13 protein-coding genes, 1 tRNA gene and 1 riboswitch are annotated in these 15,622 nt (G+C 60.3%); of the genes, 13 read left to right on the top strand and 1 reads right to left on the bottom strand.

The annotated features are described in order from the left end of the window. From GT571_RS10005 to GT571_RS06355, 10 genes are all read left to right on the top strand, one after another. Nucleotides 1-433 (top strand): hypothetical protein (locus GT571_RS10005; protein WP_204987204.1); only part of this gene is annotated, 433 nt, incomplete at its 5' end. After that, nucleotides 393-585, top strand: a riboswitch (FMN riboswitch). (Overlaps the previous gene by 41 nt.) Nucleotides 586-590: 5 nt before the next feature. Beyond that, nucleotides 591-1,181: an ECF transporter S component gene (locus tag GT571_RS06395; protein WP_055252299.1), complete on the top strand. Its 591-nt coding sequence runs from the start codon at nucleotides 591-593 to the stop codon at nucleotides 1,179-1,181. After that, nucleotides 1,178-3,082 (top strand): energy-coupling factor transporter ATPase, encoded by a 1,905-nt coding sequence (locus GT571_RS06390; protein WP_161156136.1) that lies wholly within the window; start codon nucleotides 1,178-1,180, stop codon nucleotides 3,080-3,082. Before GT571_RS06395 ends, GT571_RS06390 begins: the two co-directional genes overlap by 4 nt. Further along, nucleotides 3,082-3,882, top strand: a complete 801-nt coding sequence (locus GT571_RS06385; protein WP_161156134.1) for an energy-coupling factor transporter transmembrane component T family protein — start codon at nucleotides 3,082-3,084, stop codon at nucleotides 3,880-3,882. The genes GT571_RS06390 and GT571_RS06385 overlap by 1 nt, the downstream gene beginning before the upstream one ends. Before the next feature lie 30 nt (nucleotides 3,883-3,912). Continuing rightward, nucleotides 3,913-4,359: a pyridoxamine 5'-phosphate oxidase family protein gene (locus GT571_RS06380; protein WP_161156132.1), complete on the top strand. Its 447-nt coding sequence runs from the start codon at nucleotides 3,913-3,915 to the stop codon at nucleotides 4,357-4,359. A 51-nt stretch (nucleotides 4,360-4,410) separates the two neighbouring features. Next, complete coding sequence (locus tag GT571_RS06375; RefSeq protein WP_161156130.1) at nucleotides 4,411-4,821, top strand: pyridoxamine 5'-phosphate oxidase family protein; 411 nt, start codon at nucleotides 4,411-4,413, stop codon at nucleotides 4,819-4,821. A 257-nt stretch (nucleotides 4,822-5,078) separates the two neighbouring features. Beyond that, nucleotides 5,079-6,149, top strand: coding sequence for an N-acetyl-gamma-glutamyl-phosphate reductase (gene argC, locus GT571_RS06370; protein ID WP_161156128.1), 1,071 nt, complete (start codon nucleotides 5,079-5,081; stop codon nucleotides 6,147-6,149). A 134-nt stretch (nucleotides 6,150-6,283) separates the two neighbouring features. Continuing rightward, nucleotides 6,284-7,552, top strand: a complete 1,269-nt coding sequence (gene argJ / locus GT571_RS06365; protein ID WP_192934656.1) for a bifunctional glutamate N-acetyltransferase/amino-acid acetyltransferase ArgJ — start codon at nucleotides 6,284-6,286, stop codon at nucleotides 7,550-7,552. 81 nt (nucleotides 7,553-7,633) lie between these two features. Beyond that, a complete protein-coding gene (gene argB / locus GT571_RS06360; protein ID WP_117583122.1) occupies nucleotides 7,634-8,614 on the top strand; it encodes an acetylglutamate kinase in 981 nt (326 codons plus the stop codon). 69 nt (nucleotides 8,615-8,683) lie between these two features. Continuing rightward, complete coding sequence (locus GT571_RS06355; RefSeq protein WP_117635956.1) at nucleotides 8,684-9,967, top strand: aminotransferase class III-fold pyridoxal phosphate-dependent enzyme; 1,284 nt, start codon at nucleotides 8,684-8,686, stop codon at nucleotides 9,965-9,967. A 798-nt stretch (nucleotides 9,968-10,765) separates the two neighbouring features. Here GT571_RS06355 and GT571_RS06350 read toward each other — a convergent pair. After that, nucleotides 10,766-10,841 (bottom strand) — tRNA-Val (locus GT571_RS06350). A 187-nt stretch (nucleotides 10,842-11,028) separates the two neighbouring features. Between GT571_RS06350 and asnB the strand changes: the two genes are divergently transcribed. From asnB to GT571_RS06335, 3 genes are all read left to right on the top strand, one after another. Next, nucleotides 11,029-12,909 carry an asparagine synthase (glutamine-hydrolyzing) gene (gene asnB, locus GT571_RS06345; RefSeq protein ID WP_117563808.1) on the top strand — a complete coding sequence of 627 codons (1,881 nt, stop codon included), beginning with the start codon at nucleotides 11,029-11,031 and terminating at the stop codon, nucleotides 12,907-12,909. 112 nt (nucleotides 12,910-13,021) lie between these two features. After that, a complete protein-coding gene (locus GT571_RS06340; protein ID WP_161156126.1) occupies nucleotides 13,022-14,584 on the top strand; it encodes a Mur ligase family protein in 1,563 nt (520 codons plus the stop codon). Between the two features lie 108 nt (nucleotides 14,585-14,692). Further along, nucleotides 14,693-15,604 (top strand): HAD family hydrolase, encoded by a 912-nt coding sequence (locus tag GT571_RS06335; RefSeq protein WP_161156124.1) that lies wholly within the window; start codon nucleotides 14,693-14,695, stop codon nucleotides 15,602-15,604. Nucleotides 15,605-15,622 lie beyond the last annotated feature (18 nt).

The following is a 15,622-nucleotide window of genomic DNA, read 5'->3' as shown; positions in this document are numbered from 1 at the left end:
TCTGATGGTGTCGACGTCAATGGTATACGGGTGCATCATCGACGTCTTCAATACAGAAAATATCAGTGCGGAATGTTCCGGAGAGAAGCCCCCGTCACGCCCCCGGATTCCCTGCGTTTACGGCCTTGAGGTCGGCGTGGGCGGAGGACTTGGTTGTTGGGAATACGTGTCCCGGTCGCTGTTTCGCGGCTTTGCCGCGAAAGGCGCGCCGCTTTGGGGCGAGTGGAGGATGTGGTTGTTGCAGTGGCTTGTCCCCTTCGCTGTTTCGCGCTTTGCGCGAAAGGCGCGCTACTTTGGGATGGGTGGGGAACGTGGTTGTTGCGGCAACTGGTCCCCGCCACAAATTACCCTTGGCATACTTGCGCGAACGATTGCTCGTGCTACACTTGCAATTGCTGTTTCAGGGCGGGGTGAAATTCCCCACTGGTGGTAAATCGGGCGGTGTCAAAGGGACGCCGTGGCGCAGGTAAAGTGCCTGCGACCGAGCCGATGAGTCCGCGACCCGTGCGTGCGTTGGTTCGCATGCCGGCTGAACTGGTGAGATCCCAGTACCAACGGTTAGAGTCCGGATGAAAGAGGCAGGTGATCTTATGTCTGAACAGTCGCAGCATATCCATTTTGAGAACACGAATAGGTGGAGCACCAAACAGCTCGTTACCATGGCGCTGATGTGCGCCTTGGGCGCCCTGTTTATGTACGTGCAGCTGCCTATCCTTCCTTCGGCGCCGTTTTTGACGTATGACCCGTCGCTGGTGCCGGCGATGGTGTGCGGTTTTGCGTATGGTCCTGGCGCCGGTACTGCTGTTGCCGCTATGGCGATTGTTATCCATGCGCTTACCACGGGCGATTGGGTCGGCGCACTTATGAACCTGGTTGCTACGCTGGGCTACATTCTGCCCGCGGCTATCGTGTACCAGAAGATGCATACCTATAAGGGTGCCGTGATTGGTCTGGTGCTCGGCGTCATTGCCGCTACGGCGTTGTCTATGGTCGCAAACCTTACCATTGGCGTATGGTTCTGGTATGGCTCGGTCGATGTGATCGCCCCGCTTATGATTCCCGCCGTGCTGCCGTTCAACCTTATCAAGACCGTGCTTAACTCGGTGTTGACGCTAGCGGTGTATAAAGCAGTCTCCAACCTCATCACGCCTAAAAAGGACCAGGTCAAAGGCCGCGCATGATTGAGTGTCGGGGCGTTTCCTTTAGCTATGACGGTGCCGTGTCGGCGCTCGACGGTGTCGATCTGAACATCGAGGACGGGGAGTTTTTCTGCATCCTCGGTGGCAATGGGTCGGGCAAGTCGACGTTTGCCAAGCATCTGAATGCGCTGCTGCAGCCCGATACGGGCACGGTACGTATCAACGGTATGGATGCGTCCGATCCCGAGCTGGTCTACGACATTCGTTCGACCGCAGGCATGGTGTTCCAGAATCCCGACGACCAGCTGGTGGCAACGCTTGTCGAAGATGACGTTGCGTTCGGTCCCGAAAACCTTGGCGTTCCATCGGCGCAAATTGCGCAGCGCGTACGCGAGGCGCTGAAGGGCGTGGGCCTGGTGGGCTTTGAGCGCCACGAGACCCATGCGCTCTCGGGTGGCCAAAAGCAACGCGTGGCGCTTGCTGGCGTGCTTGCCATGGAACCGCGCGTGCTCATCTTGGATGAGGCTTCCTCGATGCTCGATCCGCGTGGACGCAAGGGCCTCATGAAGGCTTGCCGCGCGTTGCATGATCGTGGCATGACCATCGTGATGATTACGCACTTTATGGAAGAGGCCGCCGAGGCCGATCGTGTCGCGGTGTTTCGGGCGGGGCGCGTTGCCATGCTCGGTACGCCCGAGGAAATCTTGACACGGGCGGACGAACTTGCGCAGTTCAACTTGGATATGCCGGCGTCGTGCTGCTTGGGCACGGCGCTTCGTGCGAAGGGCGTGCCCGTTCATGCGCAGGTGCGCGAGGTGGATATGGTCGCCGAGATTGCGCAGACATATGCCGACCGGAGTGGGGAAGACACCGCAGGGCGGCCTTCTGCATCCGATTCTCGTGTGCTCGACAACGCCTCCTCTGCAACCGACGGGACAGCCGCGTCGGAGCCCGTCATCGAGATTTCGCACCTCTCGCATAGTTACTCGCTGAGCGCCCGCGAGCGCCGCCGCTGGCATAAGCGCTCGGCCACTGCGGGCAAATCGAGCAAACAGGCTCTCTGGGGAAACGACCCCAGCAGCCCGTGGGCGCTGCGCGATGTATCGCTGACGGTGCGTCGCGGCGAGTTCCTGGGCTTGGCGGGTCATACCGGTTCGGGTAAGTCGACGCTGGTCCAGCATCTCAACGGTTTGATTCGCCCCCAGGAGGGATCCGTTCGCGCACTGGGGCTCGATCTGTCAAACAAGAAAGACGCCGCCGCGGTTAAGGCCAAGGTCGGCGTGGTGTTTCAATATCCCGAGCGTCAGCTGTTTGCCGAAACCGTGGCGCAGGACGTGGCGTTTGGTCCGCATAACCTTGGCTTGCCGCAAGATGAAGTCGACCGTCGTGTCGAGTCATCGATCTCACGCGTGGGTCTCGACCTTTCCACGGTCGGCGACAAGAGTCCCTTTGAGCTTTCGGGCGGTCAGCAACGGCGTGTGGCATTCGCCGGCGTACTCGCCATGGAGCCCGAAGTCCTGGTGCTCGATGAGCCCATGGCGGGGCTCGATCCGGCTGCGCGCAGGGATTTCCTTGAGCTTATCGATCGACTCCATCGCGAGGGCCTGACCGTTGTCATGGTTTCGCACAGCATGGATGACCTGGCCAATTGCTGCGACCGTATTGTCGTGATGAACGAGGGCGCGGTGTTTGCCGAGGGCACGCCCGCTCAGGTTTTTGCGCATGCGGATGAGCTTAAATCAATCGGCTTGGGTGTTCCCGCTGCCCAGCGCATGGCGCTGGCGCTTGCGAAGGCAGGCGTGCCGCTGCGCTTTGACGGCCTCTATACGGTTGAGTCGCTGGCAGACGAGTTGGTGGACCTGCTAATCGGTCGCTCGGGCGGTCCTTCTAACGTCGCGGACATTGCTAAATCCAAGACGGTTGCGCGAGAGGAGGGTCGCTGATGGAGGCGTTTTCGTTTGGCAGCTACTATCCCGGCGATAGTGCGATCCACTGCCTGGACCCGCGAACTAAGTTGCTCTTGGGCTTTGTGTTTCTGATCACGACGCTCACAGTCAGCAGCTTCCGCGGACTGGCCCCGGTCGCAATCTTCGTTGTCCTGATCTATACCGTGTCCCGGGTGCCGTTGCGCCGGGTCCTATCATCGATGGCACCATTGCTGGCGATTGTCGTGGTGGTCGCAGTGCTCAACCTGTTTTCCGACCAGAGCGGGCGCATTCTGTGGCAGCTCGGCTTTCTGCAGATAAGCGAGGGCTCGCTGCGTTCTGCCGCCTTTATGGCGTGCCGCCTGAGCTTGATGATGGCCGGCATGAGCGCCATTACGCTCACCACACCGACACTCGACCTCACCGCGGGCTTTGAGCGCCTGCTCGCGCCGTTTGCGCGTGTGGGACTTCCTGCGCACGAGCTCGGCATGATTATGGGTATCGCGCTGCGCTTTATGCCGCAGTTTGCCACTGAGATGAAACAGACGGCCGATGCGCAGGCGAGCCGCGGTGCGCGCGTGACGGGAGGCCCGCTCGGCGGCGTGCGTATGCTCGGCAGTGTGGCGATTCCGCTGTTCACGGGCGTGTTCCGTCATGCCGAGACGTTGTCTGCCGCCATGGATGCACGCTGTTATCACGGCGAGCAGGGCCGCACGCGCCTGCATGCGCTTGCATTTGGCCGCGGCGATGCGTTGGCAGCGGTGGTGACGGCGCTGCTGCTCGCGTGTGTCATCGTCATCAACCTTCAACTTGTTTAGGCGCGATTCGAGCGCAAGAAAGGGGCCCCTATGACCGACAACGACCGCACGGCTCAGCTTGAGCGCGCCTGTTCATATCTCAGGCGCATTCCGGCGTGGTATCTGGCCACGACCGATGTGGCCGACGGGCATCAGCCTCGCGTGAGGCCGTTTTCGTTTGCCATGGTCGATGACGGTAAGTTGTGGTTTTGCACGTCGCGCGACAAGGACGTGTGGGCGGAGCTGAGTGCGAATCCCAAGTTTGAGCTCTCGGGCTGGAAGCCGGGGGAATGTTGGATCGTATTGACCGGCGAAGCCGCACTTGAGGACGACGCAGTTGCGAGCGACAAGGTGCGTCAAGCGGGTTTTAAGCACATGGTGGGCATTGGCGAGGAACACGACAGTGCCAACGACGGCCGCCTTGCTTTCTTTTCGGTCCGCAACATTGCCGCGCGCTTCTGTGATATCGACGGCAGCGAGGAGCTCCTGGAGCTCTAGCGCGTCTCAAATTAACTACCCGTTCCGAATTAGCTAGCGCCAGGAGGACACATGGACGGATTGAATACGGTGTTGGAGTATCTGACGTCGGTGCCGGCATGGTATTTGGCGACGAGCGTTGACGGACAGCCTCATGTGCGTCCGTTTTCGTTTGCGCAGATCCAGGATGGCAAGCTGTGGTTTGTAACAGCGCGCACCAAAGATGTGTGGCAGGAACTGCTGCAAAATCAGCGCTTTGAGGCCACGAGTTGGTGGCCGGGCCATGGCTGGCTTATCTTGCGCGGGCGTGCCGGCTTGGATGACCGGGCTTTAGACGAAATGCGCGAAGCCGGGTGGAAGCATCTAGAGCGCCTGGGCGAGCACTATGAGGGGTCTAACGACCCCACGCTCGTCTTCTTTAGCGTCGAGGATCCCGAGGCTTTTATCTGCAATCATGACGAATGGGTGCCGGTCGAGCTTTAGCCAGCTGGCTCATCCTAACAACTTGGTTTTCGCATGGGCGGGCCCCGTATTGCCCGGCGCCGTTAGGAGCGCCGGTCAATACGGGGCCCGCTCCATTTGTCAATTCCTTCAAGCGAATGTGTCGGGAATGTTTCAATGCATGAATATGCAAGCCATTTACGTGTTCATGCATCTTTTGGTGCTAAAGTTTCAACCCACTTCATAACGACCACTGCGAAATGCGCATCGGTGCATAAATCGCAGACAAGGAGTCTGATATGTCATTGAAGGTTGGAATCGTCGGCGCGGCTGGATATGCCGGAGCCGAGCTCATTCGCCTCGTGCTCGGCCATCCCGAGTTTGAACTTGTTGCCATTACGTCCAACGCCGATGCCGGCCAGCCGCTGCCCGCGGTGTATCCGAGCTTTGCTGGCGTGAGCGATCTGGTTTTCACCACGCATGACGCCCCCGAGCTTAAGAGCTGCGATGCGGTTTTTCTTGCCGTGCCGCACACGGCTGCCATGGCACAGGTGCCCGCGCTGCTTGCATCGGGCGTCTCCTGCTTTGATCTTTCGGCCGATTACCGTCTGAGCGACCCGTCCGTCTTTGAGGCATGGTATGCCGCCGAGCACACGAGCCCCGAGCTGCTCAAGACCCGCGCTTTTGGCCTGCCCGAGCTGTTCTGCCAGGACTTAGAGACCGCTGCTTCCAGCCATGCCGCCGGAAAGCCCGTTGTGGTCGCCTGCGCCGGCTGCTATCCCACCGCAACGAGCCTTGCTGCCGCTCCTGCCGTGCGTGCGGGCTGGGTGGCCGAGAACGGTCCCGTGATTGTCGATGCCATTAGCGGCGTGACGGGCGCCGGTAAGTCCTGCAACGCCCGCACCCATTTTTGCAGCGCCGATGAGAACTTGGAGGCCTACGGCGTGGGTAAGCATCGTCACACGCCCGAAATCGAGCAAATTCTGGGCCTGACCGACCGCATTGTCTTTACTCCGCACCTGGCACCGCTCAAGCGCGGCTTGCTCTCTACGGTGACGCTGCCGCTCGCGCCGCAGGCACTCGACACGTTGACCCTTGAGGACGTCGTCGACCATTACAAGAAGTTCTACGCCGGTCGCACCTTTGTGCGCGTGCTCGATGCCGGCCAGCAGCCCAAGACGGCTTCGGTCGTCGGTACCAATGCCGCCCAGATCGGCCTTGCGCTCAACAAGCGTGCGGGCGTGCTGGTGGCGACGGGCGCTATCGACAATCTGTGCAAGGGCGCTGCGGGCCAAGCGGTCCAGTGCGCCAATATCGTCTTTGGCTTTGACGAGCGACGAGGCTTGCCCACAGTGGCGTGCCCGGTGTAGCACATTCGATTGTTAACGATTTGGTAGTCGGGCATCGAGCGGGGCGCCACTCTTAAGCTGGTCTCATGATCAGGACTGGCATGGCGCACCAACCGATGTCCGTTTTTTGTTTGACATAAGGAGTCATAAAGACGATGAATACCGACCTGAATGATATCAAGATTCGCGCCGTTGAGGGTGGCGTTACGGCAGCTGCCGGCTTTAAGGCTGCAGGCATCCATGCGGGATTCCGGAAGAATCCCGAGCGCTTGGACTATGCACTCGTCGTGCCCGATAAGCCCTGTCCCAGCGCCGGCGTGTTTACGACCAACCGCTTTTGCGCGGCGCCCGTGCAGGTGAGTCGTGCCAACCTGGGCGGTGCGGACAAGGGCTATGGCATTATCGCCGGTGTTTCAATCAACTCCGGCAACGCGAATGCCGCCACGGGCGAGACCGGCCTTGCCTGCGCGCGCGAGACGTGCAACATCGCTTCGCAAGTCATCGGCTGTGAACCCCAGCAGATCCTAGTCGCATCCACGGGCGTGATCGGACAGATTCTGCCGATCGACACGTTTGAGACCGCCATTCCTGCTGTCTACGAGGCGCTCTCCGCCCACGGTGGCGCCGATGCCGCTCGCGCCATCATGACGACCGACACGCACTCCAAGGAGTACGCCGTGTCCTACGTCAGTGAGGCTGCGGGTCATGCGGGCAATGTCTATACGGTAGGCGGAATGTGCAAGGGCTCGGGCATGATCATGCCCAACATGGCCACCATGATCGCAGTTATCACCACCGATGCCCCCGTCGAGCCTGCGGCACTTCATGCCCTGCTGCTCTCGACCGTCAAGCAGACCTTTAACAAGGTAACGATCGATTCCGACACCTCGACCAACGACACCTGCATCATGCTTGCCTCCGGTGCCGCTGCCACAGATGCCGAGCCGATCGTCGAGGGCTCCGATGCTTTTGACGAGTTGGCATTTGCCGTGCACGAGGTGTGCGAGAGCCTGGCGCGCAATATCGCCGCCGACGGTGAGGGCGCATCCAAGCTTGTTACGGTCAACGTTACCGGCGCCGCCAACGACGAGGAAGCCGATATCGCCGCCCGTGCCGTTGCCAACTCGCCGCTCGTTAAGACCTGCATCGCCGGCCACGACTGCAACTGGGGCCGCGTTGCTATGGCGCTTGGCAAGTGCGGCGTGAAGTTTAATCAGGAAGACGTTTCCATCGACATGATGGGCATGCCTGTCTGTCGCGACGGTCTGACTGTTCCCTTTGACGAGGACGAGGCTCTACGACGTTTCGAGGCGCCCGAGATCGTGATCTCGGCCGACCTGGGCGCAGGCGACGCGGCAACGACCGTGTGGACCTGCGACTTCACGCATGAGTACATCTCCATCAACGGCGATTACCGTTCCTAGATTCCGGGCACGCTGCGCATCTTGCCGCGATTGCGGACAGCGGAGCGCGGCGCGATAACGATACGAAAGACGAGGCAGATTATGAAATTCGCACGCGATTGTCGTTCGAGCGAATCCAACGAAGCAACCGCGCAGCTGCTGTTCGAAGCGCTGCCGTGGATTAAGAACCTGACCGGTAAGACGGTTGTTATCAAATATGGCGGAGCCGCCATGGTTGATGAGCAGCTGCGCCGCGACGTGATGAGCGACATCGTGCTGCTCAAGATCATCGGCATGCGCCCTGTTATCGTGCACGGTGGCGGCAAGGCCATCAACGAGGCGCTGAGCCACTACGACATCCCCGTCGAGTTTAAGAACGGCCAGCGCGTGACCACGCCGGCGACTATGGATATCGTGCGCGAGGTGCTGGGCGGCAAGGTTAACCAGGAGCTGGTTGCCGCCATCAACCACCACGGCAACCTGGCCGTGGGCGTGTCGGGCAGCGATGCTGGCACGCTCATCGCCGAGCCGCTCGACCCCGAGCTCGGTCGCGTGGGCAAAGTGACGCACGTTAACACCGACTATATCGAGCGCTTACTCGATAGCGAGTACATCCCCGTTATCGCTACCGTCGCGGCGGGGGAGGACGGCGGTTTCTTCAACATCAACGCCGATACCGCCGCCGGTGCCGTTGCGGCAGCGCTCCACGCGCACAAGGCGATCTTTTTGACCGACGTCGACGGCCTGTACAAGGACTTTAGCGATAAAGACTCACTCATCTCCAACCTAACACTCGACGAGGTTAACGAAATGCTCTACGGCGGCGAGGTCGATAAGGGCATGATTCCCAAGCTGCGCGCGGCCGTCGATGCGCTTGCCGGCGGCGTATTTCGCGCTCACATCATCAACGGCACCACGCCGCATTCGCTGCTGCTGGAGCTGCTGACCGATGCCGGCGTCGGCACCGTGATCCATTCCACCGAGACGGCTTACGAGTTCGATACGCATCCGCATCCGCTTTCGACGTTTGCTGCGCGTCTGACCGAGAACCTCGACGAGGTCGAGAAGCTTCAGACGGTCTAACTGACCCGCAGCCGCCCCATTTCTGCACCCATAGGCCTGCGCCGTCCGGCGCTCAACGAAAGGCATCCCATGTCACTTGCAGCTCAGCAATCGCTTGAATCCCATTACGTTATGCATACCTTTGGCCGCTCTCCGGTCGAGTTTGTCGAGGGTCACGGCATGAAGCTCACCGGCGACGATGGTCGTGAGTACCTCGACTTTCTTGCCGGCATCGGCGTGTGCAGCCTAGGTCATGGCGACCCGGCTGTGCTCTCGGCGCTCGAGGCACAGACCAAAAAGCTCATGCATGTCTCCAATTACTTCTACATCGAGCAGCGTGGACAGGTCGCGGCGCTGCTGTCCAAGCTTGCCAACGACGACTTAGATGGTGCACGCGTGCTTGCCGATGCCATTGCCGCCGGCGATGAGACCACGGCAGCTGCTCTTGGTGCCCCGGCTGCGGATGAGCAGGTTTGGGAGACCTTCTTTGCCAACTCCGGCGCCGAGGCCAACGAGGGCTCGATGAAGCTCGCGCGCCTGTACGCCAAGCGTGCCGGTAACGGCGGCAACACTATCGTGTGCATGCGCGGCGGCTTCCACGGCCGTACGCTCGAGACCATTGCCGCCACCATGCAGGATTGGCTGCAGGATAGTTTCCGCCCGCTGCCGGGTGGCTTTGTGGCCTGTACGCCCAACGATATCAATGAACTGCGTGCGATCTTTAAGCAGCTGGGGAGCGAAATATGTGCCGTGATGCTCGAGCCGATCCAGGGTGAGAGTGGCGTGCACCCCATGACCGAGGAGTTTATGGCGGCAGCGCGCGACCTGGCACACGAAGTGGGCGCCGTGCTTATAGCCGACGAGGTCCAGTGCGGCATCTTCCGCTCCGGCAAGCCGTTTGCATTCCAAACCTATGGCGTGGAACCCGACATCATGAGCCTTGCCAAGGGCATTGCCGATGGCGTGCCCATGGGTGCCGTCGTAGCAAAGAAGGAGATTGCCGACGTGTTTAAGCCGGGCGACCACGGCTCGACCTTTGGCGGTAGCTGCTTGGCTGTCGCGGCGTGCGCCGCGACGCTCTCCGCGCTCGTGCGCGGCGATTATGCCGACCATGCTGCCAAGGTAGGCGCCTATATGGAGGCAAAGCTCGCCAAGCTGCCGAACGTGACCGAGGTGCGTGGCCGCGGCTTGATGCTCGGCTGTGATTTGGATGATGCCGCGGGCGACGCGCATGATATTGTTGCCCGCGCGCTGGCCGCCGGTGCCGTGATTAACGCTACAGGTGCTCATACGCTGCGTTTCCTGCCGCCGCTCGTCTGCGAGGAATCCGACGTGGACAGTCTGATCGAGATCCTGTCGGACGTTTTGGCCTAACACAGCGAAATAACTTAACTTTGACCGGGTTCCGGACTGCGGACGTGCCCTATGTGGCATGATTCAGCGGTCTGGAGCCCGTTTTGCCTTAGATTTGCTAAGGCGGGGAGACCTGCTGGTCAAAAAACATCAAATATGAGTACTGTTACCAGCTGAATCTCATATGAAACCGACTATCTAGGATTAGTTAGACCACACATGTTCAGTTATGTTAATGGGGAAACAGCTAGCAAAGGCTTCAAATCGCTGATTCAGGGCTAGATTTACCCAGCGAAACCCAAAAATCGCTGCTACAAAATTAGTAACAGTACTCATTTTTGCCATTTTTTGGCCACGGCCTTTGTGACGGACGTGCTGGCGGGTTCGAATCCCTCTGCGCTGGGCCCAAAAAAGAAAGGCCCCCATAGCTGGGAGCCTATCAAATCAGTGGTGGGCGATGAGGGATGTCGCGTGCGGCTGACGCCGCCCGCTCTCGCTTCGGGCCTACGGCCCTCGCGTGCTGCGCTGGAAAACGCTTCGCGTTTCCTCAGCTCCGCACCCTTGCGGGTTCGAATCCCTCTGCGCTGGGCCCAAAAAAGAAAGGCCCCCATAGCTGGGAGCCTATCAAATCAGTGGTGGGCGATGAGGGATGTCCGCGTGCGGCTGGCGCCGCCCGCGCCCTGCTTCGTCGCTCCGCTCCTCGCGTGCTGTGCTGGAAAACGCTTCGCGTTTCCTCAGCTCCGCACCCTGTCGGGTTCGAATCCCATGCACTGGGCCCAAAAAAGAAAGGCTCCCATTGCTGGGAGCCTATCAAATCAGTGGTGGGCGATGAGGGATTCGAACCCCCAGCCTTGTGCGTGTAAAGCACCTGCGCTAACCGTTGCGCCAATCGCCCGTGCGGAGAGAGTATAGCAAAACAATCGCCTCATTCACCTCATATCCATTAAAGGTAACTGGCGCGTGTCACAGCGGAGCTGATTCAGTTGAGATTGCCTGAACATTCCGCCCCTCTTTACGCCCTCGGGTATACTCAAAAGCTACTGATTCGATTTGATGCCCAGCAACAGCAGAGGGGATAGTATATGTGCGGTTTTGTCGGTTTTGTCGGTGGGACGGATAACCAATCCGAGGTGCTCACCAAGATGATGGACCGCATCGTCCATCGCGGCCCCGACATGGGCGGTCAGTTTATCGACGGCCGCGTTGCCCTGGGCTTCCGCCGCCTGTCGATCCTCGACCTGACCGAGGCCGGCGCCCAACCCATGGCCAACGAGGACGGTAGCGTCGTCATTGTCTTCAACGGCGAGATTTACAACTTCCAAGAACTCCGTTCCGAGCTCGAGGCCAAGGGCTACAAGTTCCACTGCGGCGCCGACACCGAGAGCCTCCTGCACGGCTATGAGGAGTGGGGCGAGGCAGTACTCGATCGCTTGCGCGGTATGTACGCCTTCGTCATCTGGGACAAGAAGAAGAACAAACTTTTTGGCGCCCGCGATATCTTTGGCATCAAGCCGCTCTACTACTATCCCATGGCCGATGCGGGCGACGGCGCTCCGGGCGTGCTCTTTGGTTCCGAGATCAAGAGCTTCCTGGACTACCCGCACTTCCACAAGGCGGTCAACAAAAAGGCCCTGCGTCCGTACATGACGCTGCAGTATTCGGCAACCGAGGAGACCTTCTTCGAGGGTGTCTACAAGCTGCCGCCGGCGCACTACTTTACCGTCGATATCCCGACCGGCAAGATGAACATCGAGCGCTACTGGGATTGCGATTACTCTGCCGTCGAGAAGCCGTTCGAGGAGTACGTCGACGAGCTGGACGAGGTCGTGCACGAGAGCGTCGAGGCCCATCGCATCGCCGACGTCAAGGTCGCGTCGTTCCTCTCCGGCGGCGTCGACTCCAGCTACATCGCCGCTTGCCTCATGCCCGACAAGACCTTCTCGGTGGGCTTCGATTACAAGAATTTCAACGAGACCAACTACGCCAAGGAACTTTCTGACAAGCTCGGCGTCGAGAATGTTCGCAAGATGATTACCGCCGATGAGTTCTTCGGTGCGCTCGAGGACATCCAGTATCACATGGACGAGCCGCAGTCCAACCTGTCTTCCGTGCCGCTGTGGTTCTTGGCCGAGATGGCCCGCAAGGACGTTACCGTCGTGCTTTCGGGCGAAGGCGCCGACGAACTCTTTGGCGGCTACGCCTACTACGAGGATACGGTCCCGGTGCGCAAGTACAAAAAGATGGTGCCGCTGCCCATCCGTCGCGCGCTCGGTAACCTGGCGCTGCATATGCCGTACTTCAAGGGACATAACTTCCTGGTCAAGGGTGCCGAGATCCCCGAGAAGTCGTTCCTGGGACAGGCTCTGGTATGGCCGGAGCGCGAGGTCGACGGCGTGCTCAAGCCCGAGTACAACACCGGCGATGGCGCCTTCGAGCTTGCCGCTCCCATCTATGCGCGCGTGAAGGGTCAGCCCGAGCTGGTTAAGAAGCAGTACCTGGACATGAACATGTGGCTCCCGGGCGACATTCTGCTCAAGGCCGACAAGATGTGCATGGCGCACTCGCTGGAGCTGCGCGTGCCCTTCCTGGACCGCAAAGTCATGGAGTTCGCCGAGCACATTCCCGACCGCTACCGCATCAACGAGAACGGCAACAAACAGGTACTCCGCCACGCTGCCAACAAGTCGCTGCCCGATGAGTGGGCCACCCGTCCCAAGGTGGGCTTCCCGGTGCCGATTGTCTACTGGCTGCGCGAGCAAAAGTGGTACGACTATGTCAAGGAGTACTTTACCGCGCCGTGGGCAAGCGAGTTCTTCGATACCGACGAGCTCATGCACCTGCTCGATCTGCACTTTGCGGGCAAGGGCGATTTCCAGCGCAAGATCTATACGCCGCTCGTGTTCCTGGTGTGGTACAAGCGCTTCTTTATCGACGAGGACCAGCCCGCTGTTCAGGCTGCCTAGCCTCGGCTTACGAACGCCTGCGCGTAACGGCTCCTCCGGGAGCCGTTTTTGCGTGGGTGCGTTTCAGTTACTATAAAAACCGTCCCTGCCAAATGGCTGAGAAAGGTGAAAGATGCACCATTCGGATTCCGCGACCGTGACCACGGTCGATACGCTTGCCAAGCTTCTCGATGTGTGCGGCGAGCTGCGCGCATCAGAGCAGGTTGACGAGCGTACCGTGACCGGCTGCTCGTTTGATTCGCGCGCGGTCTCGGCAGGTGACGTATTCTTTTGTAAAGGTGCTGCCTTTAAGCCCGCGTTTTTGAACATGGCGCTCGATGCGGGCGCCGTCGCATTTGTGTGCGAGGAGTCGCTGGTCGAGTCTCTGGAGCCGCTGGCGAAGGAGAGCGGTGCTGCGATGCTGGTTGTTGATAGTGTTCGCACGGCCATGGCCCTGTTGCCGCCGGAGGTCTACGACCGTCCCGACCACGACGTCAAGATCGTGGGCATCACCGGCACCAAGGGAAAGACCACGGCCGCTTTTATGCTCCAGTCGATTATCAAAGCGGCGGGCGAGTCCTGCGGCATGATCGGCTCAGTGAGTACCGACGATGGCATCGAGTGCTACGAGAGCACTAATACTACGCCCGAGGCCCCCGAGGTCTGGCGCCATATCGCCAACTGCCGCACGTCCGGTCGCCAGTCCATGGTCATGGAGGTTTCGAGTCAGGCGCTCAAGTACCAACGCGTCGAGAATCTGCCGTTTGACGTGGCGTGCTTCCTCAACATCGGCCGCGACCACATCTCGCCGATCGAACACCCCACGTTTGAGGATTATTTTGAGAGCAAGCTCAGGATCTTTGACCAGGCAAAGACCGCCGTGGTGAATCTGGGCACCGAAGAGGTTGACCGTGTGCTGGAGGCAGCGTCGACGGCCGAGCGCTTGGTGACCGTTGGCGTCGAGCACCCCGAGGCAAGCCTGTGGGCGAGCGACGTACGCATGGTCGGCTTTAGCATCGAGTTCAACTTGCATGGCCTGTGTGCCGACGAGTCCGAGGCGGGGGAGAAGGTCCTGCTGGGTATCGCGGGAGACTTTAACGTGGAAAACGCGCTGGTCGCTATCGCCGCTGCGCGCGAGATCGGCATCGGTATCGATGCCATCAAGAAGGGCCTCTCCAAACTGCGTGTGCCGGGCCGTATGGAGGTCGTGGAGTCGAAGGACGGCCGCGTGATTTGTGTCGTCGACTACGCGCACAACCAGCTTTCGTTCCGCTCGCTTTTCTCGTCGGTTAAGCGCGCGTTTCCCGCTAGCCCCGTCATTGCGCTGTTTGGCGCTGCCGGCGGCAAGGCGCAGGAGCGCCGCGAGCAGCTTCCGCGCGAGGCCGCACCTTATTCCGACCTGATGATCTTTGCCAACGAGGATCCAGCTCACGAGGACCCGATGAAGGTCTGTCGCGAGCTTGCCGAGCATGTTCCCGACGATACGCCGAACAAGATCATCCTCGACCGCGAAGCCGCTGTGCATGCGGCGTTCAAGGCGGCGCGCGAGGAGTACGTCAACCCCGATGCTCCCACCATTGTCTTGCTGCTGGCAAAGGGTGACGAGGAACTCATGCACGTGGGCGACGAGTTCGTGCCCATCGAGAGCGACCTTTCGCTGGCCAATCGCCTAATCGATGTTACCCAGTTTGACTAATGAGCTGCGATGACGGTGATGCCCTGAGCATGCTGCCGTTGTAGGCGTGTTTCCTTTAGCAAAACGCGCCGTCCAAGTCCAAACCCCTTCTACGTAAACGGAGTGACTATGTCCCACAACATCCTGCCGACCGTTGCCGAGCTTTCGGGCGAGATGCGCGAGCGCTTGGCCAAGGTCAAGTACGTCTTTACCGACCTGGATGCCACGATGCTCGCACCCGGCTCGTGCGTGCTGCGCGACAACGACGGCAACCCCTCGACCAAACTCGTCGAGGCCGTCGTGGCGCTCGCTCGCGCTGGTATTCAGGTGGTTCCCACCTCGGGCCGCAACCGTACCATGATCCACGAGGACGCGCGCGTGCTCGGCCTCAACTCCTACATTGGCGAGATGGGTGGTCTGGTCATGTACGACCTCAAGGCCAACGATTGGGAGTACCTGACCGGCGACATGCCTTACGACCCCGCCTGCGGCCTCACGCCGCACCAGGTGATCGAGCAGACCGGCGTGTGCGAGAAGATTCTGGCTCGCTGGCCGCACAAGATCGAGTACCACAACGACATGTCGACCGGCTACAAGTATCGCGAGGTCACCGTCGGCATGCGCGGCGATATTCCCGATGACGAGGCTCAGGCCATCCTTGACGAGGCGAGTTGCGGTCTGGTCTGGGCCTGCAACGGCCACCTGACGCATCTGTCCAAGCCGACGACGCTCGAGCTTGATCGCGTCGAGGACGGTCGCGCCTTTAACATCAACCCGGCGGGCCTCGACAAGGGCGTGGCGGTTGCGCGCTTCTGCGAGCATCTGGGTATCGAGCGTGACGAGACGCTGGCGCTCGGCGATTCCGAGTCCGATTTCTACATGGCCGACCACGTGGGCACGTTCTGCCTGGTCGAGAATGGCCTGACGAGCGCCGGCGCGCCTGAGTTCCTGGACGCCTGCGACAACGCCTTCGTCACGCGCGGCAAGATTATCGACGGCTGGGTGGCAACGGCTGAGTTGCTGGTCGCAGCCCGTTCGTAGCCCGACGCATCACGCGTG

Source organism: Collinsella aerofaciens, assembly GCF_009876115.1.
Lineage (GTDB): Bacteria > Actinomycetota > Coriobacteriia > Coriobacteriales > Coriobacteriaceae > Collinsella > Collinsella aerofaciens_N.
This window is presented reverse-complemented; position numbering and strand designations above follow the sequence as displayed.

Bases quoted from the DNA above. Each gene is read 5' to 3' on its own strand.
- GT571_RS06340 (WP_161156126.1), top strand. From the start codon at position 13,022: ATGCACCATTCGGATTCCGCGACCGTGACCACGGTCGATACGCTTGCC.
- GT571_RS06380 (WP_161156132.1), top strand. From the start codon at position 3,913: ATGACCGACAACGACCGCACGGCTCAGCTTGAGCGCGCCTGTTCATAT.
- GT571_RS06335 (WP_161156124.1), top strand. From the start codon at position 14,693: ATGTCCCACAACATCCTGCCGACCGTTGCCGAGCTTTCGGGCGAGATG.
- asnB (WP_117563808.1), top strand. From the start codon at position 11,029: ATGTGCGGTTTTGTCGGTTTTGTCGGTGGGACGGATAACCAATCCGAG.
- argB (WP_117583122.1), top strand. From the start codon at position 7,634: ATGAAATTCGCACGCGATTGTCGTTCGAGCGAATCCAACGAAGCAACC.
- GT571_RS06395 (WP_055252299.1), top strand. From the start codon at position 591: ATGTCTGAACAGTCGCAGCATATCCATTTTGAGAACACGAATAGGTGG.
- GT571_RS06355 (WP_117635956.1), top strand. From the start codon at position 8,684: ATGTCACTTGCAGCTCAGCAATCGCTTGAATCCCATTACGTTATGCAT.
- GT571_RS06375 (WP_161156130.1), top strand. From the start codon at position 4,411: ATGGACGGATTGAATACGGTGTTGGAGTATCTGACGTCGGTGCCGGCA.
- argJ (WP_192934656.1), top strand. From the start codon at position 6,284: ATGAATACCGACCTGAATGATATCAAGATTCGCGCCGTTGAGGGTGGC.
- GT571_RS06390 (WP_161156136.1), top strand. From the start codon at position 1,178: ATGATTGAGTGTCGGGGCGTTTCCTTTAGCTATGACGGTGCCGTGTCG.
- GT571_RS06385 (WP_161156134.1), top strand. From the start codon at position 3,082: ATGGAGGCGTTTTCGTTTGGCAGCTACTATCCCGGCGATAGTGCGATC.
- argC (WP_161156128.1), top strand. From the start codon at position 5,079: ATGTCATTGAAGGTTGGAATCGTCGGCGCGGCTGGATATGCCGGAGCC.